Raw genomic sequence first — 18,586 nt, 5'->3', positions numbered from 1 at the left:
CTGCCATGCAATTGCAATACGAATCCCCTGTGGGCTAATGTAGTTCGAGACCAGCGCCTGGATTCCGCCCAAGACTCGGTACTTTTATGCCAATCGACCCGGTCAGCCACGAATCTCCACTGTCCGCTGAATCCGCCCGCTGGAGACATCTTCTTGAGGCTTCCGGTGAAGGCTACTGGGAGGTGGACAGGGTCAACGGGCAGGTCTTTTTCAGCGCGAAGATCAGGGAGCTGCTGTCGCCCGAGCCGGCGTTTGGCGTTCAGGACCAGGCGGGCGGGTGGCGCCTGACAGTCGGTGAGTTGATCCACTCAGGCCTGGTGCATCCCGACGACATGCCGCGCCTGGCCGAGTCGATGGATCGTTCCGCCGGTGTAGGCATCCTGGAACTCCATCAGGAATTCCGGATGAGGCGGCCGGGCGGCGATTACTTCTGGGTTGTGAGCCGCGGCCGGATCATGGAATCCGAGCCGGACGGAAAACCGCGGCGTCTGTGCGGCTGGCTGAGCCCCGTGGTGCGATCGGGCGATGCGGAGGCGGCCCTGCTGGCTGTGCTCGACACCGTCTCGTCCCTGACGGGCAAGCAGTACTTTGAACGCCTGGCCGTGCGGTTGTCCGAGGCGCTGCACATGCGCTATTGCCTGGTGACCGAACTGCTGCCGGGCGCGGAATCGCGGGTGCGCTCCATCGCCTTCGCGGTGAATGGCCAGGTCAGCCAGGATGTGGAATACGATCTGGCGGGCACTCCCTGCGAAGCGGTTGTGAATAAGGGCATGTGCATCTTCTCCAGCGGGGTGCAGCGCCTGTTTCCGGCCGACGAGATGCTGGCGGAGATGTCCGTGGAGAGCTACCTGGGGCTGGCCTTGCGGTCGTCCAGCGGTGAGACGCTGGGGCTGCTGTCCGTGCTGGGGACTGAGCCGATGCAGGCCAACGGCTACTCGGCCGCATTGTTCGAGCACTTCGGGGCGCGGGCTTCGGCCGAACTTGACCGCCTGCGGGCGGAGCGCCAGCGGTTGCACAGCGACCGGCAGTACCGGCAGCTCTTTGAGAAGATGCCGGCCGGGTTTGGGCTGTTCGATGTGTCCACTGATCCGGATTCGGGCCAGCGGCTGCTGCGCTGGGTGCAATGCAATCCGGTGATGGAGTCGATGCTGCGCGTCCCGCTGGAGGAGGTGCTGGGCCGGACACTGCTGGAGGTTCTGCCCCACTTCGACCGCACCACCTATGCCGCCCTGCTCGATGTGGTGGAGACGGGCGAAGAACGGCAGACCATTCACTACTCGACCCGCTATCAGGCCACCTTGGAGCTGAGTGCATTCCGGCCCTCCCCGGGGCAATTGGCGGTGTTGGCGACCGATCTGACGCAGCGCATGGAAGCGGAGAGCGCGTTGCGCGAGTCCGAACGGCGATTCCGCGAGCTGCTCGAATCAGCCAATGTGGCGGCGCTGATTCTCGATTGTGATGGGCGGATTCAGTTCTGCAATGAGTACCTGGCCGGTCTGCTGGGCTGTGCCCGCGAGGAGCTCACGGGGCTCGACTGGTTTCACGAGTTCCTGCCGGAGTCGGTGCACGCAGCGGCGCGCATGCGCCTGGAGGGCGTGTTTCACGACTTGGGCGGAGCGCGGTCGGGCCGCAACGAGGTGCTGTGCCGCAATGGCCAGCGGCGCCTGTTCGAATGGGACAACACGCCCTTGTTTGATGCCCGGGGCGAACCTACCGGCATCGCGGCGATTGGACGCGATCTGACTGATAGGCTGGCGCTGGAAGAGCAGTACCGGCAGTCGCAGAAGCTCGAGGCCGTGGGCCGCCTGGCGGGCGGCGTGGCGCACGATTTCAATAACCTGCTGACGGTGATCACCGGCTATTCGCGGCTGGCGCTGGCCAACCTGCCGCCCGGCGATTCGGTGCTGCCTCGCTACTTACAGGAGGTGGTGAAGGCGAGTGAGCGTGCGGCGGAACGAACCCGGCAGTTGCTGGCGTTCGGGCGGCGGCAGGTGATGCGGTCGCGTCCGGTGGGCCTCCACACGCTGGTGAAAGGGCTGGAGCCCATGCTGGTGGAGTTGGTGGGCGAGGAGATCCAGTTGACGCTGGATCTGCGCGCCGTGGACGACGTTACCCTGGCCGATCCGGGCCAGATGGAACAGGTGCTGCTGAACCTTGCTCTGAATGCGCGCGACGCCATGCCGGCCGGCGGGCGACTGACCTTGGCTACGCGGAACGAGACCATCACCCGGCCGCCGGCTGGATCCCTGAACAAGTTGGAGCCGGGCGAGTACATCCTGCTGCGCGTCTCCGATTCCGGCAACGGCATGAACGAGGAGGTCCTGGGGCATCTCTTTGAGCCGTTTTTCACCACGAAGGGATTGGGCGAGGGTAGCGGCCTGGGGCTTTCCACGGCCTATGGCATCGTCGGCCAGAGCGGGGGCGACATCCGGGTCAGCAGCGAGGTGGGCCGGGGCTCCTGTTTCGACGTCTTCCTGCCTTGCGCGTCGGCGGAGCCCGAGGATTCCTCCTCAGCCGAAGGCCTGGACGCCAAGCTGCGCATGGGCGCCGGACAGGGCCTGCTGATCGCCGAAGACCAGGAGGAGGTTCGGGCGTTCGCCTCCGAGGTGTTGCGCGGGTTGGGCTACCGCGTCACGGAAGCCTCCAATGCGGAAGAGGCGCTCCGCAAGGCCAAAGCGCTGGATTGGAAGCTCGATCTTCTGCTGACGGACCTGATGATGCCGGGCGCCGATGGGGGCACCCTCGCTCGTGAACTGAAAGCCTCGATCCCCGCCTTGAAAGTCGTCTTCATGTCCGGATATAGCGATCCGGACGCGTCTGGCGCGTCGGTGAAGGGCACCGGGGGCCGCTATCTGCGGAAGCCGTTTTCTCCGGAAGACCTGGCGCTCGCCGTGCGCGAGGAGTTGGGGCCCGGCGGCTGCCGCGTGCTGGTGGCGGACGACGAAGAGTCCGTGCGCCTCTACATGCGGCGTGTCCTCGAGGATGCCGGCTACACCGTGCGCGAGGCTGCCGATGGGCGGGCGGCCATGCGGGCACTGGAAGCCGAGCCCGCCGACGTCCTCATCACCGATCTGGTCATGCCCGACCAGGAGGGCATCGAGACCATCCGGCTGGCGCGCAAGGCGTTTCCGCAATTGCGCATCATCGCCATCTCCGGCGCCTTTTTCGGCCAGTTCCTGAAGATGGCGGAGCTGCTGGGGGCCAACGCGGTGCTGCCGAAGCCGTTGTCGCAGGCCATCATGCTGGACACTGTGCGCGACGTGCTGGGCCGGCCGCCGGAATAGCTTCCCGCCTACGCCGGTTGCACGCGGCTGGCGGTCCACCTGGCTGTGCCGTACTCGCCCATCCGGACTTCTCCGCTCAGCGTGCCGCCCTCCAGCTTGCCTTCAAAGACGTAATTGAGCACGGTGCCCTCGTAGCGATGCGCGCTGCGGAACTGCACTGCCGCCCCGCTGACGTCGCCGCGCAGGGGATTGCTCATCCAGGTGGTCTTGTGGGTACCTGAGAGCTTGCCGCCGTCCTGTTCCAGGGCGATTTCGTGGGTAGCTTCGCCGCGGATGAATTGAAGGTGCACCGTCCAGCGGCCGGCTACCTGCGAGGGGGCCGCGGTGGAGACGGGCGCCGGTTCGATTTTGGGCGGATGGGCCAACGCCGCGTGCAGCGCCTTGGCGACGATGGGTGCGTCCTCCGGATTCATCATGTAGGGCATGATGGTGACGGAACTGTCCATGCGCGCGGGCCGCTCTCCGGTGGAGCCCGCCACGATGATGCGCGGTTCACCGCGGTCCAACGCCTTGGCGACCTCCTGGCCGGTGATGCCGACCTGGCCGGCGTCCCACTTCAGCCTCAGGCGCGGAGCGTGATTGGACAGGTCCTCCGGTTGGAGGATTTCCGAGGTGACACCGTCCACACGGCAGGCCTCCTGGCGGATGGTCTCCAGCCAGCTTTCCCATTGCTTCCATTCGGCGTCGTGGTCGCGGCGCACCCAGGCCTCCAGGGCCGCCAGCATGCCCATGATCTCTTCCTTGCCCACTTTGAGGGAGCGGCCGAAGGCATGGTGCGGCGCGCTGTTGAGCCACGCGGCCTGCAGCAGGTCCTTGGGGCCCAGCAGGAGTCCGGCGGCCTGGGGTCCGCGCATGCACTTGCCGCCGCTATAGGCGACCATGGTCGCGCCGTGATTGAGGTGGATGTTGGGGATCGTCATGGTCTCGGCCGCGGCGTCCACCAGGACCGGCACGTTCTTCTCGCGGGCGATGCGGCAGATGACCGGGACGGTGAGCGGGCCCTTCTCGGCGGCCGGGCAACTGAGGATCAGGACCATCGCCGTGCGCGGGCCCAGCGCCGCCTGGAGTTGTTCCTCCGTTTCCACCTCGATCATCGTGACGCCCAGCATGCGCGCCGCGTGGTCGTACTCGTTGCGGGCGTAGCGCGGCATCACGACCTGGTCCTTCAAGCCCTCGAGCTTGGGCAGCCGCTGCATCTTCTCCGGATCCATGCCGGCAATGCAGGCCGACGTCGCATGCGTGATGGCCGCCGCGCAGCCGGCGGTGACGATGCCCCATTCCGCCTTGGTCAGTTCGGCAATGCGGTGGCCCACCGCGTCCATCAGTTCGTCCAGATGGACGTAATGGCGCGAAGCCTCCAGCATGGCCTGCTTCACCTCGGGCAGCGATTGCGAGCCCGTGAGGATGGTAAAGGTACCGCGCGCGTTGATGAACGGACGGACTCCGAGGGCTTCGTAGAGCTTGCCGGTCTGGGGGACGTCAGCCATTTCCGCCGCATCCGCCTGGGCGCCGGCCGCGGTGCTGGCGGCCGCTGTCGCCAGCCATTGCCGCCGGTTCCAACCACTGGTTCTGGTTGCCATGCCAACTCACCTCCCGGCGGATCGAAGCCGTCGACACGCCGCGTTGAAAGGAAGGGATCAATGCCTCCATCAGTGTAGGCACGCGGGCGGGCGCTGTCCAGCGGGTCAGGCGATGGCGGCGATGCGGCCACCCTCGGCCAGGACGCGAGCCATTTCGGGCGTCGATTCCAGATCGCCCTCCACCAGGATGAGGGTGAACCAGCGGTCCTGCCAGGGGATGTCGTTGCGGTTGCCCTGCACGAACATGACGTTCGCCAGGTCAGCCAGCGCGCGGCGGGCGGCCTGGACCGCTTCGGGCGCGCCCATCCCTACCAATGCGTAGGCTTTCGCCAACTCACGGAGCAGGGCAGTGTCGCCCAGGCAGAGCACCAGGACTCGATCTTCGGGGGTGACGGACGGGGGCATGTTGGGCGGGAAGGGCGACGCCGGAGGGGTTCCGGCGTCCGCATAGGAACTTAGTCTCCGGCGATGTTGACGAGGTCGTCGTTCTTCTTGCCGTCGAGCACGGATTGCGCTTCTTCGGCGGTGAAGTCTTCCACCTTGGACGAGATGTTGTAGGCGCAGAACTTCGGCCCGCACATGGAGCAGAAGTGGGCGTCCTTGAACCCGTCTTCGGGCAAAGTCTCGTCGTGATAGGCCTGGGCCGTCTCGGGATCGAGCGAGAGTTCGAACTGCTTCTTCCAGTCGAAGCGGTAGCGGGCGCGCGAGAGTTCGTCGTCGCGGTCACGGGCGCCGGGGCGCTTGCGGGCGATGTCGGCGGCGTGGGCGGCGATCTTGTAGGCGATGAGGCCGGCCTTCACGTCGTCCTTGTTGGGCAGGCCGAGGTGTTCCTTGGGCGTCACATAGCAGAGCATGGACGCGCCGTACCAGCCGATCATGGCCGCGCCGATGGCGCTGGTGATGTGGTCGTAGCCCGGGGCGAAATCGGTGACGAGGGGGCCGAGGGTGTAGAACGGAGCCTCGTAGCAGAGCTCCTTTTCCTTCTCCACCTGCATCTGGATCTGGTCCATCGGGATGTGGCCCGGGCCTTCGATCATGACCTGGACGTCGTAGTTCCAGGCGATGCGGGTGAGTTCGCCCAGGGTTTTGAGTTCCGCGAACTGCGCTTCGTCACTGGCGTCGGCCAGGGCGCCGGGGCGCAGGCCGTCACCCAGCGAGAAGCTGACGTCATGCTTCTGGAAGATCTTGCAGATGGCCTCGAAGTTCTCGTAGAGGAAGTTCTGCTTGTGGTTCTTGACCATCCACTCGGCGAGGATGGAACCGCCGCGGCTGACGATGCCGCAGACCCGCTTGGTGGTCAACGGGATGTGCTGGACGAGGACACCGGCGTGGATGGTCATGTAATCCACACCCTGCTCGGCCTGCTCCTCAATGACTTCGAGCATGACGGCGGCGTTGAGATCCTCGATGCGGCGCACGCGGCTGAGGGCTTCGTAGATCGGGACGGTGCCGATGGGTACCGGCGAAGCCTGGATGATGGCTTTGCGGATGGCAGGGATGTCGCCGCCGGTGGAGAGGTCCATTACCGTATCGGCGCCGTACTTGACGGAAGCAGTAAGTTTCTCGAGCTCACCCGAAATGTCGGATGTGGTCGACGAGTTGCCGATGTTGGAGTTGATCTTACACTTGGCCGCGACGCCGATAGCCATCGGCTCGAGGCTCAGGTGGTTGATGTTGGCGGGGATGATCATCCGCCCGCGCGCGACCTCGTCTCGGACCGTCTCCGGGGTCAACTGCTCTCTCCGGGCGACGTATTCCATCTCCTCGGTGATTACCCCCCGGCGCGCGTAGTACATCTGCGTCCGGATCTCGTCGTTCTTGCGCTGCTCCACCCATTGGGCTCGTTGCATGTTGCGATTATCCCACTTTCACGATCGATTCTTGACTCTCTTCGTCAGAACCCCAACGCCCTCGTAATTTCAATTGTCGCACCTCCTCGGCGGCGAGGTCCTGCAGGCGGAGGGTATCGATCTTCGCAACACGATTGAGGGGGAGCTGTCCGGGCTCCACCACGACGTAGTGGAGGGGGCGCATATAGGATGTCAACGACCGGGCGTGCTTCTTGAGTTCGACGTCGGTGAGCTCGACGCCGGGGCGTTTCTCCACAAAAGCGATGATGGCTTCCACCCATATGGGGTGCTCGACGCCGACCACGCCCACCGCGGCCACCTTTTCGGAGAGTTCAGCGAGGTGGTTTTCGACATCGCCCGGGAAGACGGTGTAGCCGGCGGGTTTGATCACCCACTTGGCGCGGCCGGAGAAGTGGAGGCCGTCGGTGTCGAGGAAGCCCATATCGCCGGTATACAGGATGCCTTCGTTCGAGATAGCCCGGCTGGTGGCATCGGGGTCATTCACATAGCCGGCAAAGGTCTGGGGGCCCTGGAAGCAGACGTGGCCGATGGCGCCCTGGGGCAGTTCGGCTCCGGCGGCGCCGTTGGAGTGCAATGGCTCGCGGATGGTCAAAGGATAGAGGGGCATGCCGTGGCCGATGCTGGCCGCGAGGGCGTCCATGTCGCCGGTGGGTTCGGTGTAGGTGCAGAATCCGGATGCTTCCGTCAGGCCCAAGCCGGTGGCGATGCGCGGAGCCATGGTCTTCAGCTTCTGAAGGAACGCGGGCGGGACGGCCTGGCCGCCGTAGACGACGATCTCCAGGCTGGAGAGGTCCCGCTTGGCGTAATCGGAATGCCGCCACTCCATCATGAACATGGCGGGGATCTGGCCGATGATCCGGATCTTATAGGTTTCGATCGCTTCGAGGGATTTGCCCGGGTCGAAGGTTTCGAGCGTAACTGCCGTGCCGCCCCAAAAGAAGGTGCTCATCAGGAGTTCGGCCTGGCCTCCAACGTGGGACGCCGGCAGGTTCACCAGCAGCCGGGATCCGCTGAACTCGAAGGCGCCGCCCAGGCAGTAGTTCTGTGACGTAATGCTGCCATGAGTGAGGAGCGCGGCCTTGGGCCGTCCGGTGGAGCCGGTGGTGAAGATGACCTGGGCTCCGTCAGCGGGCTGGACCACCGGCCAAGTGACTTCGGAGGTGTTCCGGCGCCCGGCGTCGATCATTTCCGAGAGCGCTGCCGCGGAGGTGATGTGCTGGCGGGGCTGGACGATCTCGAGGGAACGGGCTACTTCGGCCGGCGAGAGGCGCAGGTCGAGCGGAACGTGGATGACGCCAATCTGGAAGCAGGCGTATTCGAGGATGACGTGATCGTTCAGCAGGGGCAGGGTCGTGGCCAGAAAGTCACCCTTCTGGTAGCCGCGGCGCAGGAGTTCTGCCGCTAGTGAGAGCGTGTCCGCCGAGAGTTGGGCCCAGGTGATGGTGGTGTCGCGGGTGGCGTTGATGAGGGCCAGGGCCTCCGGTTTTTCCGCCGCCCAATGGTGCACCGCCCCGTGGATCAGGTGCCGATTTGTGAAAAGGCTTTCATACTCGATCAGGGTGCAGCGCGGCAGTGTCATCTTGGATATCTTCTAAAGACAACAAGGCTCCGCGCAATCTTTTTTCTGGCGCTCGCTCGATACCGGCCGGCAAACCTGGCTTCCTCCGCCGAGCCAAGGCGGCCCCGATACTCCAAAGATAGGCTCGGGCGGTGGGTGGCGAAGAAATTGTCGAGTACTAAGTCGCATGGAATCAGCGCGCTGAACACCGTTTCAAAAACGTGCGCATCTCTTGTCACCAAACACGCCCTTTCAGCGTCCAATGGGTTGGAACACGATGAAATCGAGGTTCCGCCGTGGCATAATAGCCACGGTACAATGGGAGTAGTCGGAACGGGGAAGAGCCGTGAGGGTGTTCATTGTCAGCCTATTCTTGAGCCTGTGCGCCGTCGCCTCGGATGTGGACCGCGCGCAGAAACTGTACGACCACACGGACTACCAAGCCGCGCTGGATGCGTTGAACAAATCATCGGAAGGCAAGACGGCCGTCGGCTGGGAACTGGCGGGTAAGGCGTCTTACCAGTTGGGCGACTTCAAGAAGTCGATCGAGTACTTCGAGAAGGCGGTCCAGGCCAACCCGAACAACTCGGTCTATGTGAACTGGTTGGGCCGCGCCTGGGGCCGCAGGGCCGAGACCGCCAATCCGTTCATGGCGCCCGGCTATGCCTCAAAAGCGCGTCAGTTCTTTGAGAAGGCAGTCGCGCTCAATCCCAAGGACGTTGAGGCCGTTAACGATCTGTTCTCCTACTATCTGGAAGCTCCGGGGTTCCTGGGGGGCGGCATGGACAAAGCCATGACGCTGGCCGAACAGATCCGCACGAACGATGCGGCCGAATACCACTTCGCCCTGGCGCAGATCGCGCAGCGCCGCAAGCAGTATGACCTGGCCGAGGGCCAGTTGCGGAAGGCCGTCGACCTGGCGCCGAAGCAGGTGGGCCGCGTGATCGACCTGGCCCGCTTCCTGGCACGCCGCGGCAAGTACGGCGAGAGCGAGACGATCTTCCAGCAGGCGGCCAAGGTGGATCCGAACGCCAAGCGGATTCTCTACGCGCGAGCCGAGTCGTATATCGACACCAACCGGAACCTGGACGTCGCGCGGAAACTGCTGAACGAGTACCTGCAGGCGCCGCTTTCTCCCGAAGATCCTTCGAGGGAAGATGCCCGCCGCCTGTTGAAGCGCGTGACGGCCGACTAAGCCGCTGCATGCGGACCGGCCGGCGCGTCTCGTGGCACACTGGAATCTGATGCCGTCCCTGCAGTTCCTTTACGAGGCTTTCCGCTTCAGCTATCAGGCTTTGCAGGCAAACCGGGTGCGGACGCTGCTCACCGCCCTGGGCCTGCTGATCGGGAACGCCAGCGTGATCCTGGTGGTGACCATTTCGATCACCAGCCGCGACCTGATTCTGGACAAGATCCGCGGGATCGGTTCCAACCTCATTTCCGCCTACTATGACGCGGGTACGCAGGACACGGCCAAGGCGGACGCCGACTTTGTGAAACTGGCCGATGTCGAGGCCGCCCGCCGGGAGCTGGGCTCGCGGATCGTGGCCGCTTCCGCCGTCACGAATGCAACCGACCGCCTGGTGATCGACGGTCACGAGCGGGACGTACGGGTCATCGGCACCGACGAGTTTTACTCGCAGGTCAGGAATCTACAGCTGGTCACCCGGAATGGCCGGTTTTTCGATCCCTCCGACATCGCCTTGCGGCAGAAGGTGGCCATGCTGGACAACAAACTGGCCATCACCCTGTTCGGATCCACCAGCAATTCGGTGGGCCAGGTCATCAAGATCCATGGGCTGCAATTCACCATCATCGGTGTGTTCAAGGAACGCACGTCCACCTTTGGCCAGTCGGAACTGGGCGACAACGGCGCCGCGCTGATCCCGTTCACGGTCCAGCGTTTTTTCGAGCCGGTGGAGCGCGTGGACCCGATGTATCTGCAGGTCCGGGTGGCCGAGGATGTGCCGGCGGCGACGCAGGTCCTGTCAGAACTATTGGCTTCGCGGCACCGGCAGGGCGCGCGCTATACGGTGCAGAACCTGACCGCGATCCTGGAGACCGCCAGTACCGTGGCGACCGTGCTGACCTTCGTGCTGGTGCTGGTGAGCGCCATCGCGCTGCTGATCTCGGGCATCGGAATCATGAACATCATGCTGGTGACGGTGACGGAACGGACCAGGGAAATCGGTGTCCGCATGTCGCTGGGCGCCTCGCGCCGGGCCGTGCTGCTGCAGTTCCTCCTGGAAGCAATCCTCATCAGTGTCGGCGGCGGGGTCCTGGGGATTCTGGCCGGTGTGGCCGTGCCGGTGGCGGCGAACCTCCTGCAGGACGAAGTCTATATCCCCATCTCCACGCTCTCCATCGTGGTGGCCTTTGGCGTTTCGTTCATTGTCGGCATCATCTTTGGCATTCTGCCCGCCAACAGGGCCTCCAGATTGAACCCTACCGAAGCGCTGCGGTATGAGTAGTTCAGCTGCATTAGGAAATCTCAACCAATTAGTACAGAATGCAGGGAGGGCCGGTGCGCCGTGCTCTACAATGTTGTTCAGCCTCCGACAGTAAACCGGGTGGCTGCCTTAAGTGGTAGCGGTCAATCCGGTGCATCGGTCGCCGGGTTAGGCCGGGACTGAGCTATGTCTATCTCCAGCGCCTACCTCGCCTCCATCATTGAATCCTCTGACGACGCCATCATCAGCAAAACACTGGATGGAACTGTCACAAGTTGGAATCTGGCCGCGGAGCAGATCTTCGGCTATACGGCGGCCGAGATGATCGGGAGTCCGATCAGCCTGATCCTGCCGCCGGACCGCCAGGGTGAGATGCAATCGATCCTGGAGAAGATCAAGCGCGGCGAGCGGATCCAGCACTTCGAGACCGTCCGTAGAAAGAAGAACGGCCAACTGGTGCCTGTCTCCCTCTCGATTTCCCCGATTCTCGGGGATGACGGCCAGGTGGTGGGCGCGGCGAAGATTGCCCGGGACATAACGGAGCGCCTGGCCCGGGCGTCAAAACTGCGGGAGATCGAGGAGCGCTATGGGGACGCGCTGTGGGCCTCCGGCATTGGAACCTGGAGGATCGATCCATTCAGCGGCATGGCGGCGCGGGATGAACGGGCTTGCCGCCTGCTGGAGCTACCCGCCGAGCTGCGGGAATGTCCCTTGGGCGTGCATTTCGGCCATCTGTCTCCCGATGACCGCGATCGCGCGCTGCGTGCGCTGGAGAATGCGGCGCGCACCGGAGAACCATATCAGCAGGATTATAAAGTAGTTACGCCGAATGGAGTGCGCTGGGTGCGCGACCGCGGCCGGCTGCACGAAGGCCGGGAGAGCGGGGGTGCGGTGCTCACCGGGTGTCTGACCGACATCAGCGAACAGGCCGGCGTCGCGCAGCAGTTGGTGACGGAGCACGCCCGGCTGCGGTCGATTGTGGACCAGTTGCCGGTGGGGGTAATGGTAATCGACCTGCCGTCGCGCCGGTTCGCGCTGTGCAATCCGGCGGCGGAGCGGATCATGGGCCGCCCGATCCCAGACGACCTGGAATCCGAATTGGCGCTGCGGTCCGGCAGCCTTCCCGACGGGACCCCATACACCCCGAATGACTGGCCGGTCATGCGGACTTTGCTCACCGGAGCAACCGTCATGAACGAGGAGATTGCAATACGCACCGCCGATGGACGGGTGAAGGTCATCGATGCGAGTTCCGGGCCGGTGCTGGGGCCGGGTGGACAGACGATCGGCGTTCTGGCCACGTATGTGGACATCACAGACCGCAAGCGCACGGCCGAGCACTACCGCCTGATGTTTGAGCGAAGTCCTGTTCCGCTATGGGTTTACGACGAGGTCACGCTGGAGTTCCTGGCGGTGAATCAGGCTGCGATCCACGATTACGGGTTCAGCCGCGCTGAGTTTCTGGCCATGACGATCAGGGACATCCGGCCGCCGGAAGATGTGCCTATCCTGATTGATCGTATCTCCAAGCTGGAAAAGGGCTACGAGAAGCTGAACTGGGCGGACCAACCGGAGCGGTATTGGCGCCATCAGCGCAAGGATGGGTCGCTGATGCATGTCGACATCCGGTCGCATTCCATCCAGTTTGAGGGCCACCCGGCACGGCTGGTGATGTCGATCGATGTGACGTCGAAGCAGCGCCTGGAAGAGCAACTGCGGCAGTCGCAGAAGATGGAGGCGATTGGACAACTGGCCGGCGGGATCGCCCATGATTTCAACAACCTGCTGACCGTCATCGGCGGCTATGCGAATCTCAGCCTGATGGGGTTGGCGGACGACCATCCCATCCGTCCGCATCTGGCCCAGATTGCCTCGGCCGGAGACCGGGCGGCGGCGCTGACGCATCAGTTGCTGGCGTTCGGCCGGAAGCAGGTGCTGCAGCTGCGGGTCCTGAACATCAATACGGTGGTCCAGGGCATGCGGCCGCTGCTGGCGCGGTTGCTGCGCGAGGACATCCAGCTTGAGATGAAACTGGATCCGGCGGTGTGCCAGGTGGAGGCCGATCCGCACCAGTTGGAACAGGTCCTGATGAACCTCGTGATTAACGCCAGCGACGCGATGGCGGCCGGTGGCCTGGTCACCATCGAGTCGCAGGAAGTGATCCTGGACGAGGCCTATGTGGAGAGCCACCTGGGTGTCAAACCCGGCCGTCACGCCATGCTGGCCGTCAGCGATACCGGCTACGGGATGGACGCGAAGACCCAGGCGCGCATCTTCGAGCCGTTTTTCACCACGAAGCCGGCCGGGAAGGGGACTGGCCTCGGATTGTCCACGGCATTCGGCATCGTCAAACAGAGCGGCGGCCACATCGCGGTCTATAGTGAGCCGGACGTGGGCAGTACTTTCAAGGTGTATCTGCCGGCCGCGACCGCCCTGGCCCGCACAGCCGATGACAAACCGGCCGTGACGTCAGTCGGCGGCAGTGAGACGATCCTGCTGGTGGAGGACGATCCCGGGGTACGTGAGTTTGCCGCGCGGGTGCTGAGGGAGCTGGGGTATACGGTCCACGAGGCCGCGAACGGCGAGCAGGCGCTGCGCACCGGCCGTATTCTGGGCGACCTGGTGGATCTGCTGGTGACCGATGTGGTGATGCCGAACCTGGGCGGGCGGCAACTCTCCGAGGCCCTGGCCCCAATCTGCCGGAAGATGCGCGTTTTGTTCATGTCGGGCTACACGCAGAACGCGATCGTCCAACACGGGGTGCTGGACCCGGGCCTGGAGTTTCTGGCTAAGCCCTTCAATTCACGGAGTTTGAGCGAGCGGATCCGGGAGGTGCTGGCGACACCCATCCGGCCCCGGTCCGTGCTGCTGCTGGACGGCGACGCGGCGGTCACGGCACTGCTGCGGGATGCTCTTGAGATGAAAGGGTACACCGTAGCCATTGCCGCCGACGGAGCCGATGCCGTGGCGCGCTGCCGGCAGAAGCCGGTGGATCTGCTGGTAGTGGACGCGATCGCCCCCGAGAGCGAGGCGCTCGACCAGATCCATCTGTTGTCGCATGAGCTGCCGCATGTGCGGCTGGTGGCGATCGCCGGCAATTGGGACGACCACGTGCGGCGGGAGGCGCGGCGGGCCGGCGCCCACGAGTGCTTGCAGAAGCCGGTGTCGTTGGACGTATTCCTGAAAACCGTCCGCGACCTGATCGGCTGACCGGGCACGCGGCGGCTGTACCTCTTCCGGCGTCCGGATGCGTCCAACGCCTATTCCGTGGCGCGGTACGCTACGAAGGGAACCTATATGCGCACTGTCTTTCTCCTCCTGATTCTGGCTTGTGGGGCAATGGCGGAGCCTCGCACGTTCACCTTGAAGCAGGCAGTGGAACTGGCCCTGAAGCAAAGTCCGGACCTGGTGCTGGCGCGCCTGGACGAGCAGAAGGCTGCGTACGAGATCCAGGCGGTGAAAGAGCCGATGCTGCCCAGGGTTTTTGTCGGCAGCGGCCTGGCTTACTCCAGCGGCATGCCCATGAGCATTGAGGGGGCTTCTCCGTCAGTGATGCAGGCCAAGGCTGTCCGGAATATCTACAATGCCGTACAGGGGTATCAGGTAGCGTCGGCCAGGGAAAGCGCCCGCAGTGCCGCGCTGGGTGTGGCGGCGATGAGGGAAGAGATCGCCCTACGGACGGCTTCGCTGTTCCTGGATCTGGAGAAAGCCCACAAAGAGACCGACATTGCGGAGCGCCAGATTGAGCACCTGCGGCGAGTGGAGGCGGCGATCCGGTTGCGGGTGGAAGAGGGGAAGGAACTGCCCATCGAGTCGAGGCGGGCGGCGCTGAACATGCTGAAGGCGCGCCAGCGGCTGCAAGGCCTGCAGACGGCGCGGGATGCGGCCTCGCAAAGCCTGGCGTTGGTGCTGGCCCTGCATCCTGGGGACGCCATTACTCCGGCTCCGGAGGAGCGGGCAGCGGTGGAACTGCCGCCGGACGAACCCACCTCGGTGGCCGAGGCGCTGAGCGACAACCGGGAGATCCGGCGGATGGAAGCGGATCTGGCGGCCAAGAATCTGGAAGTGCGCAGCTTCCGGGCCAATCGCATGCCCAAAGTGGACCTTGTGGCGCAGTATGGACTCTTCGCCAAGTTCAATCACTACGAGGACTACTTCAACAAGTTTCAGCGCAACAACGGCCAGTTGGGCGTCTCGCTGCAGATCCCTGTTTTCGCGAGTACGGCGGACGAAGCCAGGGCCGCCCAGGCGGAGATTGAGTCGCGGCGCATCCGGTTCCAGATCAACGATTTGCGAGGGCGGGTCGAGGCCAATACACGGCGCGCCTGGATGAAGATCCGGGATGCCGAACTGGGCCGCGAGGTCGCCAAGCTCGACCTGGAGCTGGCCCGGCAGCAGGTCTCGGTACTGCTGGCCCAGATGGAAGAGGGGAAGGCGTCGATGAAGCAGATCGACGAAGCCCGGTTTCAGGAACAGGAGCGGTGGCTGGCGCTGTACGACAGTTCCTACCTGCTGGAGCTGGCGCAGATGGAGCTGCTGCGGCAGACCAACGCGCTGGTGGCCGCCCTGCGCTAGCGTTCCGGAATCGGGCCTGCCGCCAGGCCCAGCTCAGGCGGCGGTGTAGCGTGACTCGCCAGCGAACTGGCCACCTGGCAGGGCCGCCCGCGTGCAGCGCCTCCGCCGTTGCTGGTACTAGCTCGATTCACCCAATTTATGCCCCCTGACCCGCGCTGTATTGCGATCACTTTTCGTGTATGCTCAACTAGTTGAGGGCTCTCGGGGGGTCCGCGTTCATACTCGGTAAAAATAGCCATGAAACATAGTCGACTCGTCCTGCAATTCCTAACTCTGCTGGTGGCGCTGCTCAGCCTCGGCGGCTGCATGCGCGACCCGGAAAAGGTAAAGCGGCGTTATCTGGAAAATGGCAACAAATACATGGCGCAGGGCAAGTACAAAGAAGCCGCGCTGATGTACCGGAATGCCATCCGGCGCGATCAGAAGTTCGGCGAGGCGTATGCTCAACTGGGCGATGCCGAATTGCGCCGCGGCGATGTCCGCGCGGCCGTGGGCGCCTATCGCCGGGCGGTGGAACTGCTGCCCAATTCCGAAGAGTCCGCGGGTAAGCTGGCTGACATTTACCTGGCCGCCTACTCGATGCAGAAGGATCGCAACAGCCCGCTGCTGAACGAAGTTCGCGACTTGGCTGAGACCCTGCTGAAGAAGGATGCCAATTCCTACCACGGTCTGCGCTTGCGGGGCTTCATGGCCGTCAGTGAAAGCAAGTCGGCCGAGGCGATTGAGTATTTCCGCAAGGCGGACGCGGTCCGTCCCAAGCAGCCGGAACTGATCTTCGCGCTGGCCCAACTCCTGACCCAGGACAATCAGTGGCTCGAAGCCGAGAAGCTGGCCCAGAAGATCGTCCAGGATACGCCGCATTATGTGCCGGTGTATGATTTCCTCGCCCTGCAGTACCTGCGCCGCCAGCAGCCCGCTGAGGCGGAAGCGACCGTCCTGAAGAAGGTCGCCAACAATCCGACCGTCGTCGAGTTCAAGCTCCAGTTGGCCGGCTTCTACCGCGGCATGCAGAAGAAGGATCAGTCCGAGCAGATCATCCAGAAGGTGATGGCGGACAATCCGAACGACCCGGCCGTGTTCCGGAAGGTCGGCGACTTCTTTGTACGGCTGCGTGAGCTGGATCGCGCCACTCAGGTCTACACCGATTCGCTGAAGAGGTTCCCGGCGGAGAAGACCAGCTTCCGGCTGCGCGCCGCACAGGTCAAGGTGGCGCAGGGGAAACCCCAGGACGCCCTGGCCATTGTGGAAGAGGCGCTGGCGGAAGATCCGAAGAGCAACGATGCCCTGACTCTGCGCGCGTCCCTGCAATTGCAGTACGGCGGCAAGGAAAAGCAGCAGGCGGCCATCAACGATTTGCAGACGCTGTTGAGCCGGACGCCGAGCAACGCGGTGGTCCGCTACAACCTGGCCCGCGCCTATCACAGCCGTGGCGATCTCGACGCGGCGCGCGTGCAGTATCTGGAAGCCATCAAACTCGCTCCGACCTTTGCCGCGTCGCACCTGGGCCTGGGCCAGGTGTATCTGGCAAAGCGTGATTTCGGTAAGGCGATTGGTGAGGCGGATGAGGCGTTGAAGGCGGATCCGGCCAATGCCGCGGCCCGCGTGATTCGTATCAATGCCCTGACGAATAGCGGAAACCTGGCGCAGGCGCGCACCGACTCGGCCGCCTATCTGAAAGAGAAGCCCGATTCGCCCGACCTGCAGTTCCAGGTGGCGGTCATCGACTTCATTGACGGTCATCTCAAGGAAGCGGAAGCCACCTTCCGGTCGCTGCGCTCGCGGTTCCAGTCCGATCCCCGCCTGACCTTCGCGATCGCCGAGGTGATGATCCGCACCAACCGGCAAACCGAAGCCCTGAAGTTCCTGCAGGACGAGCTCACGAAGTCGCCCAACAACGCCGAGTTAAGGCTGGCCGTGGCGAACACCGCACTGCGCATCGGCCAGGGCGATGTGGCCGAGGCCGAATATCGTCAGCTGGTCGACAAGGATCCGAAGAACACCGACCTGTACATGCGCCTGGGCGAGACGCTCCGCAAGAAGGGCCAGATCCAGGCTTCGATCGAAGTCCTGAAGAAGGGGCAGCAACTGGCGCCGACCAACCCGGCGGCCAATCTCCAACTGGCGCTCACCCTGGACATCGCCGGCATGAAACGGGAGTCGCTGCCGCTGTATGAGGCGGTGGTGAAGGTCGATCCCGACAACGCCGTCGCGCTGAACAATCTGGCTTTCATGTACGCCGAGGATGGCAAGGATCTCGACCAGGCGCTCACCTACGCCCAGCGCGCCAAGGCGAAGCTACCGAACAATGAGGATGTCGCTGACACGATGGCCTGGATCTACATCAAGAAGCAGCTCAACGACAACGCCATCACAATCCTCAAGGATCTGACCAGCAGGCAGCCGAAGAACCCCACTTATCACCACCATATGGGTGTGGCCCTTTTCCAGAAGGGGAACAAGGCCGCGGCGAAGCAGAGCCTGCAAACAGCGCTCTCCCTCAAGCCCGCCAAGGACGAGGAGAACAAGATTCGAGAGCTGTTGGCCAAGGTCGGTTGATGGCCGGGCAGAACCCCCTCTCGCCTCAGTTTCTGGCCTATGTGGGACCCTTCGGGGTCTTCATGGGCCTGCTTGTTCTGTTGCCGCGCCTGAACTTGCCCATCCGCGTCAACCTGGCTATCTGGCTGGTGGTTTGTGCGCTGGCCATCTTCGTCTGGAGCCGGCAGGTGTTGGAGTTCCGCCCCGCCCAATGGGTGATGAGCACGCTGGTCGGGGTGGCTGTGTTTCTGCTCTGGATCGCGCCGGACGTGCTGGTTCCGGGCTGGCGTTCGCATTGGATTTTCCAGAACTCGATCATGGGTGAGCTCAAAACAAGCCTGCCCTCCGATGCGCTCACCGACAACCTATCGCTGGCCATGCGCGTTTTGCGGGCCACGCTCATCGTGCCCATCGTGGAAGAGCTGTTCTGGCGTGGCTGGCTGATGCGGTGGCTCATTGATCCGAAGTTCGAGGAAGTGCCACTGGGTAAATACCTGCTCTCCAGCTTCCTGTTGGTGGCCCTGTTATTCGCACTGGAGCACGGACCTTATTGGGATGTCGGGCTGCTGGCCGGTCTCGCCTACAACTTCTGGATGGTCCGGACGAAACGGCTCAGCGACCTGATTCTGGCGCATGCCGTCACGAACGGATGCCTGTGCGCGTATGTGCTGCGCACCGGGCATTGGGAATACTGGCTCTAGCCGGGCGCCAGGGCGTCCCGCGCCCCTGCCGC

Annotated in this window: 11 protein-coding genes; 7 read left to right on the top strand and 4 right to left on the bottom strand. The window is 63.8% G+C overall.

Annotation, left to right across the window (positions count from 1 at the left end):
• Window positions 1-86 precede the first annotated feature (86 nt).
• Window positions 87-3,284: a response regulator gene (locus IRI77_RS10210; protein WP_194451969.1), complete on the top strand. Its 3,198-nt coding sequence runs from the start codon at window positions 87-89 to the stop codon at window positions 3,282-3,284.
• Window positions 3,285-3,292: 8 nt separating this feature from the next.
• On the opposite strand, the gene IRI77_RS10205 is transcribed toward IRI77_RS10210, so the two are convergent.
• From IRI77_RS10205 to IRI77_RS10190, 4 genes are all read right to left on the bottom strand, one after another.
• Window positions 3,293-4,864: an aminotransferase class V-fold PLP-dependent enzyme gene (locus IRI77_RS10205; protein ID WP_194451968.1), complete on the bottom strand. Its 1,572-nt coding sequence runs from the start codon at window positions 4,862-4,864 to the stop codon at window positions 3,293-3,295.
• Window positions 4,865-4,969: 105 nt separating this feature from the next.
• Window positions 4,970-5,269 carry a class I SAM-dependent methyltransferase gene (locus IRI77_RS10200; protein WP_194451967.1) on the bottom strand — a complete coding sequence of 100 codons (300 nt, stop codon included), beginning with the start codon at window positions 5,267-5,269 and terminating at the stop codon, window positions 4,970-4,972.
• 50 nt (window positions 5,270-5,319) lie between these two features.
• Window positions 5,320-6,714, bottom strand: coding sequence for a phosphomethylpyrimidine synthase ThiC (thiC, locus tag IRI77_RS10195; protein WP_194451966.1), 1,395 nt, complete (start codon window positions 6,712-6,714; stop codon window positions 5,320-5,322).
• Window positions 6,715-6,721: 7 nt separating this feature from the next.
• Window positions 6,722-8,314 (bottom strand): class I adenylate-forming enzyme family protein, encoded by a 1,593-nt coding sequence (locus tag IRI77_RS10190; RefSeq protein WP_194451965.1) that lies wholly within the window; start codon window positions 8,312-8,314, stop codon window positions 6,722-6,724.
• Window positions 8,315-8,639: 325 nt separating this feature from the next.
• On the opposite strand from IRI77_RS10190, the gene IRI77_RS10185 reads away from it, so the two are divergent.
• From IRI77_RS10185 to IRI77_RS10160, 6 genes are all read left to right on the top strand, one after another.
• The gene (locus tag IRI77_RS10185) at window positions 8,640-9,488 is read left to right on the top strand and encodes a tetratricopeptide repeat protein (protein WP_194451964.1); all 849 of its coding nucleotides are present in this window, start codon (window positions 8,640-8,642) and stop codon (window positions 9,486-9,488) included.
• Between the two features lie 49 nt (window positions 9,489-9,537).
• On the top strand, window positions 9,538-10,764 hold the full coding sequence (locus IRI77_RS10180) for an ABC transporter permease (protein WP_228486670.1): 1,227 nt from the start codon (window positions 9,538-9,540) through the stop codon (window positions 10,762-10,764).
• Between the two features lie 165 nt (window positions 10,765-10,929).
• Window positions 10,930-13,953 (top strand): hybrid sensor histidine kinase/response regulator, encoded by a 3,024-nt coding sequence (locus IRI77_RS10175; RefSeq protein ID WP_194451963.1) that lies wholly within the window; start codon window positions 10,930-10,932, stop codon window positions 13,951-13,953.
• A gap of 87 nt (window positions 13,954-14,040) precedes the next feature.
• Window positions 14,041-15,318: a TolC family protein gene (locus tag IRI77_RS10170; protein WP_194451962.1), complete on the top strand. Its 1,278-nt coding sequence runs from the start codon at window positions 14,041-14,043 to the stop codon at window positions 15,316-15,318.
• A gap of 237 nt (window positions 15,319-15,555) precedes the next feature.
• Window positions 15,556-17,874, top strand: a complete 2,319-nt coding sequence (locus IRI77_RS10165) for a tetratricopeptide repeat protein (protein WP_194451961.1) — start codon at window positions 15,556-15,558, stop codon at window positions 17,872-17,874.
• On the top strand, window positions 17,874-18,554 hold the full coding sequence (locus IRI77_RS10160; RefSeq protein ID WP_194451960.1) for a CAAX prenyl protease-related protein: 681 nt from the start codon (window positions 17,874-17,876) through the stop codon (window positions 18,552-18,554). The genes IRI77_RS10165 and IRI77_RS10160 overlap by 1 nt, the downstream gene beginning before the upstream one ends.
• Window positions 18,555-18,586 lie beyond the last annotated feature (32 nt).

Source organism: Paludibaculum fermentans (genome assembly GCF_015277775.1).
Classification (GTDB): domain Bacteria; phylum Acidobacteriota; class Terriglobia; order Bryobacterales; family Bryobacteraceae; genus Paludibaculum; species Paludibaculum fermentans.
This window is presented reverse-complemented; position numbering and strand designations above follow the sequence as displayed.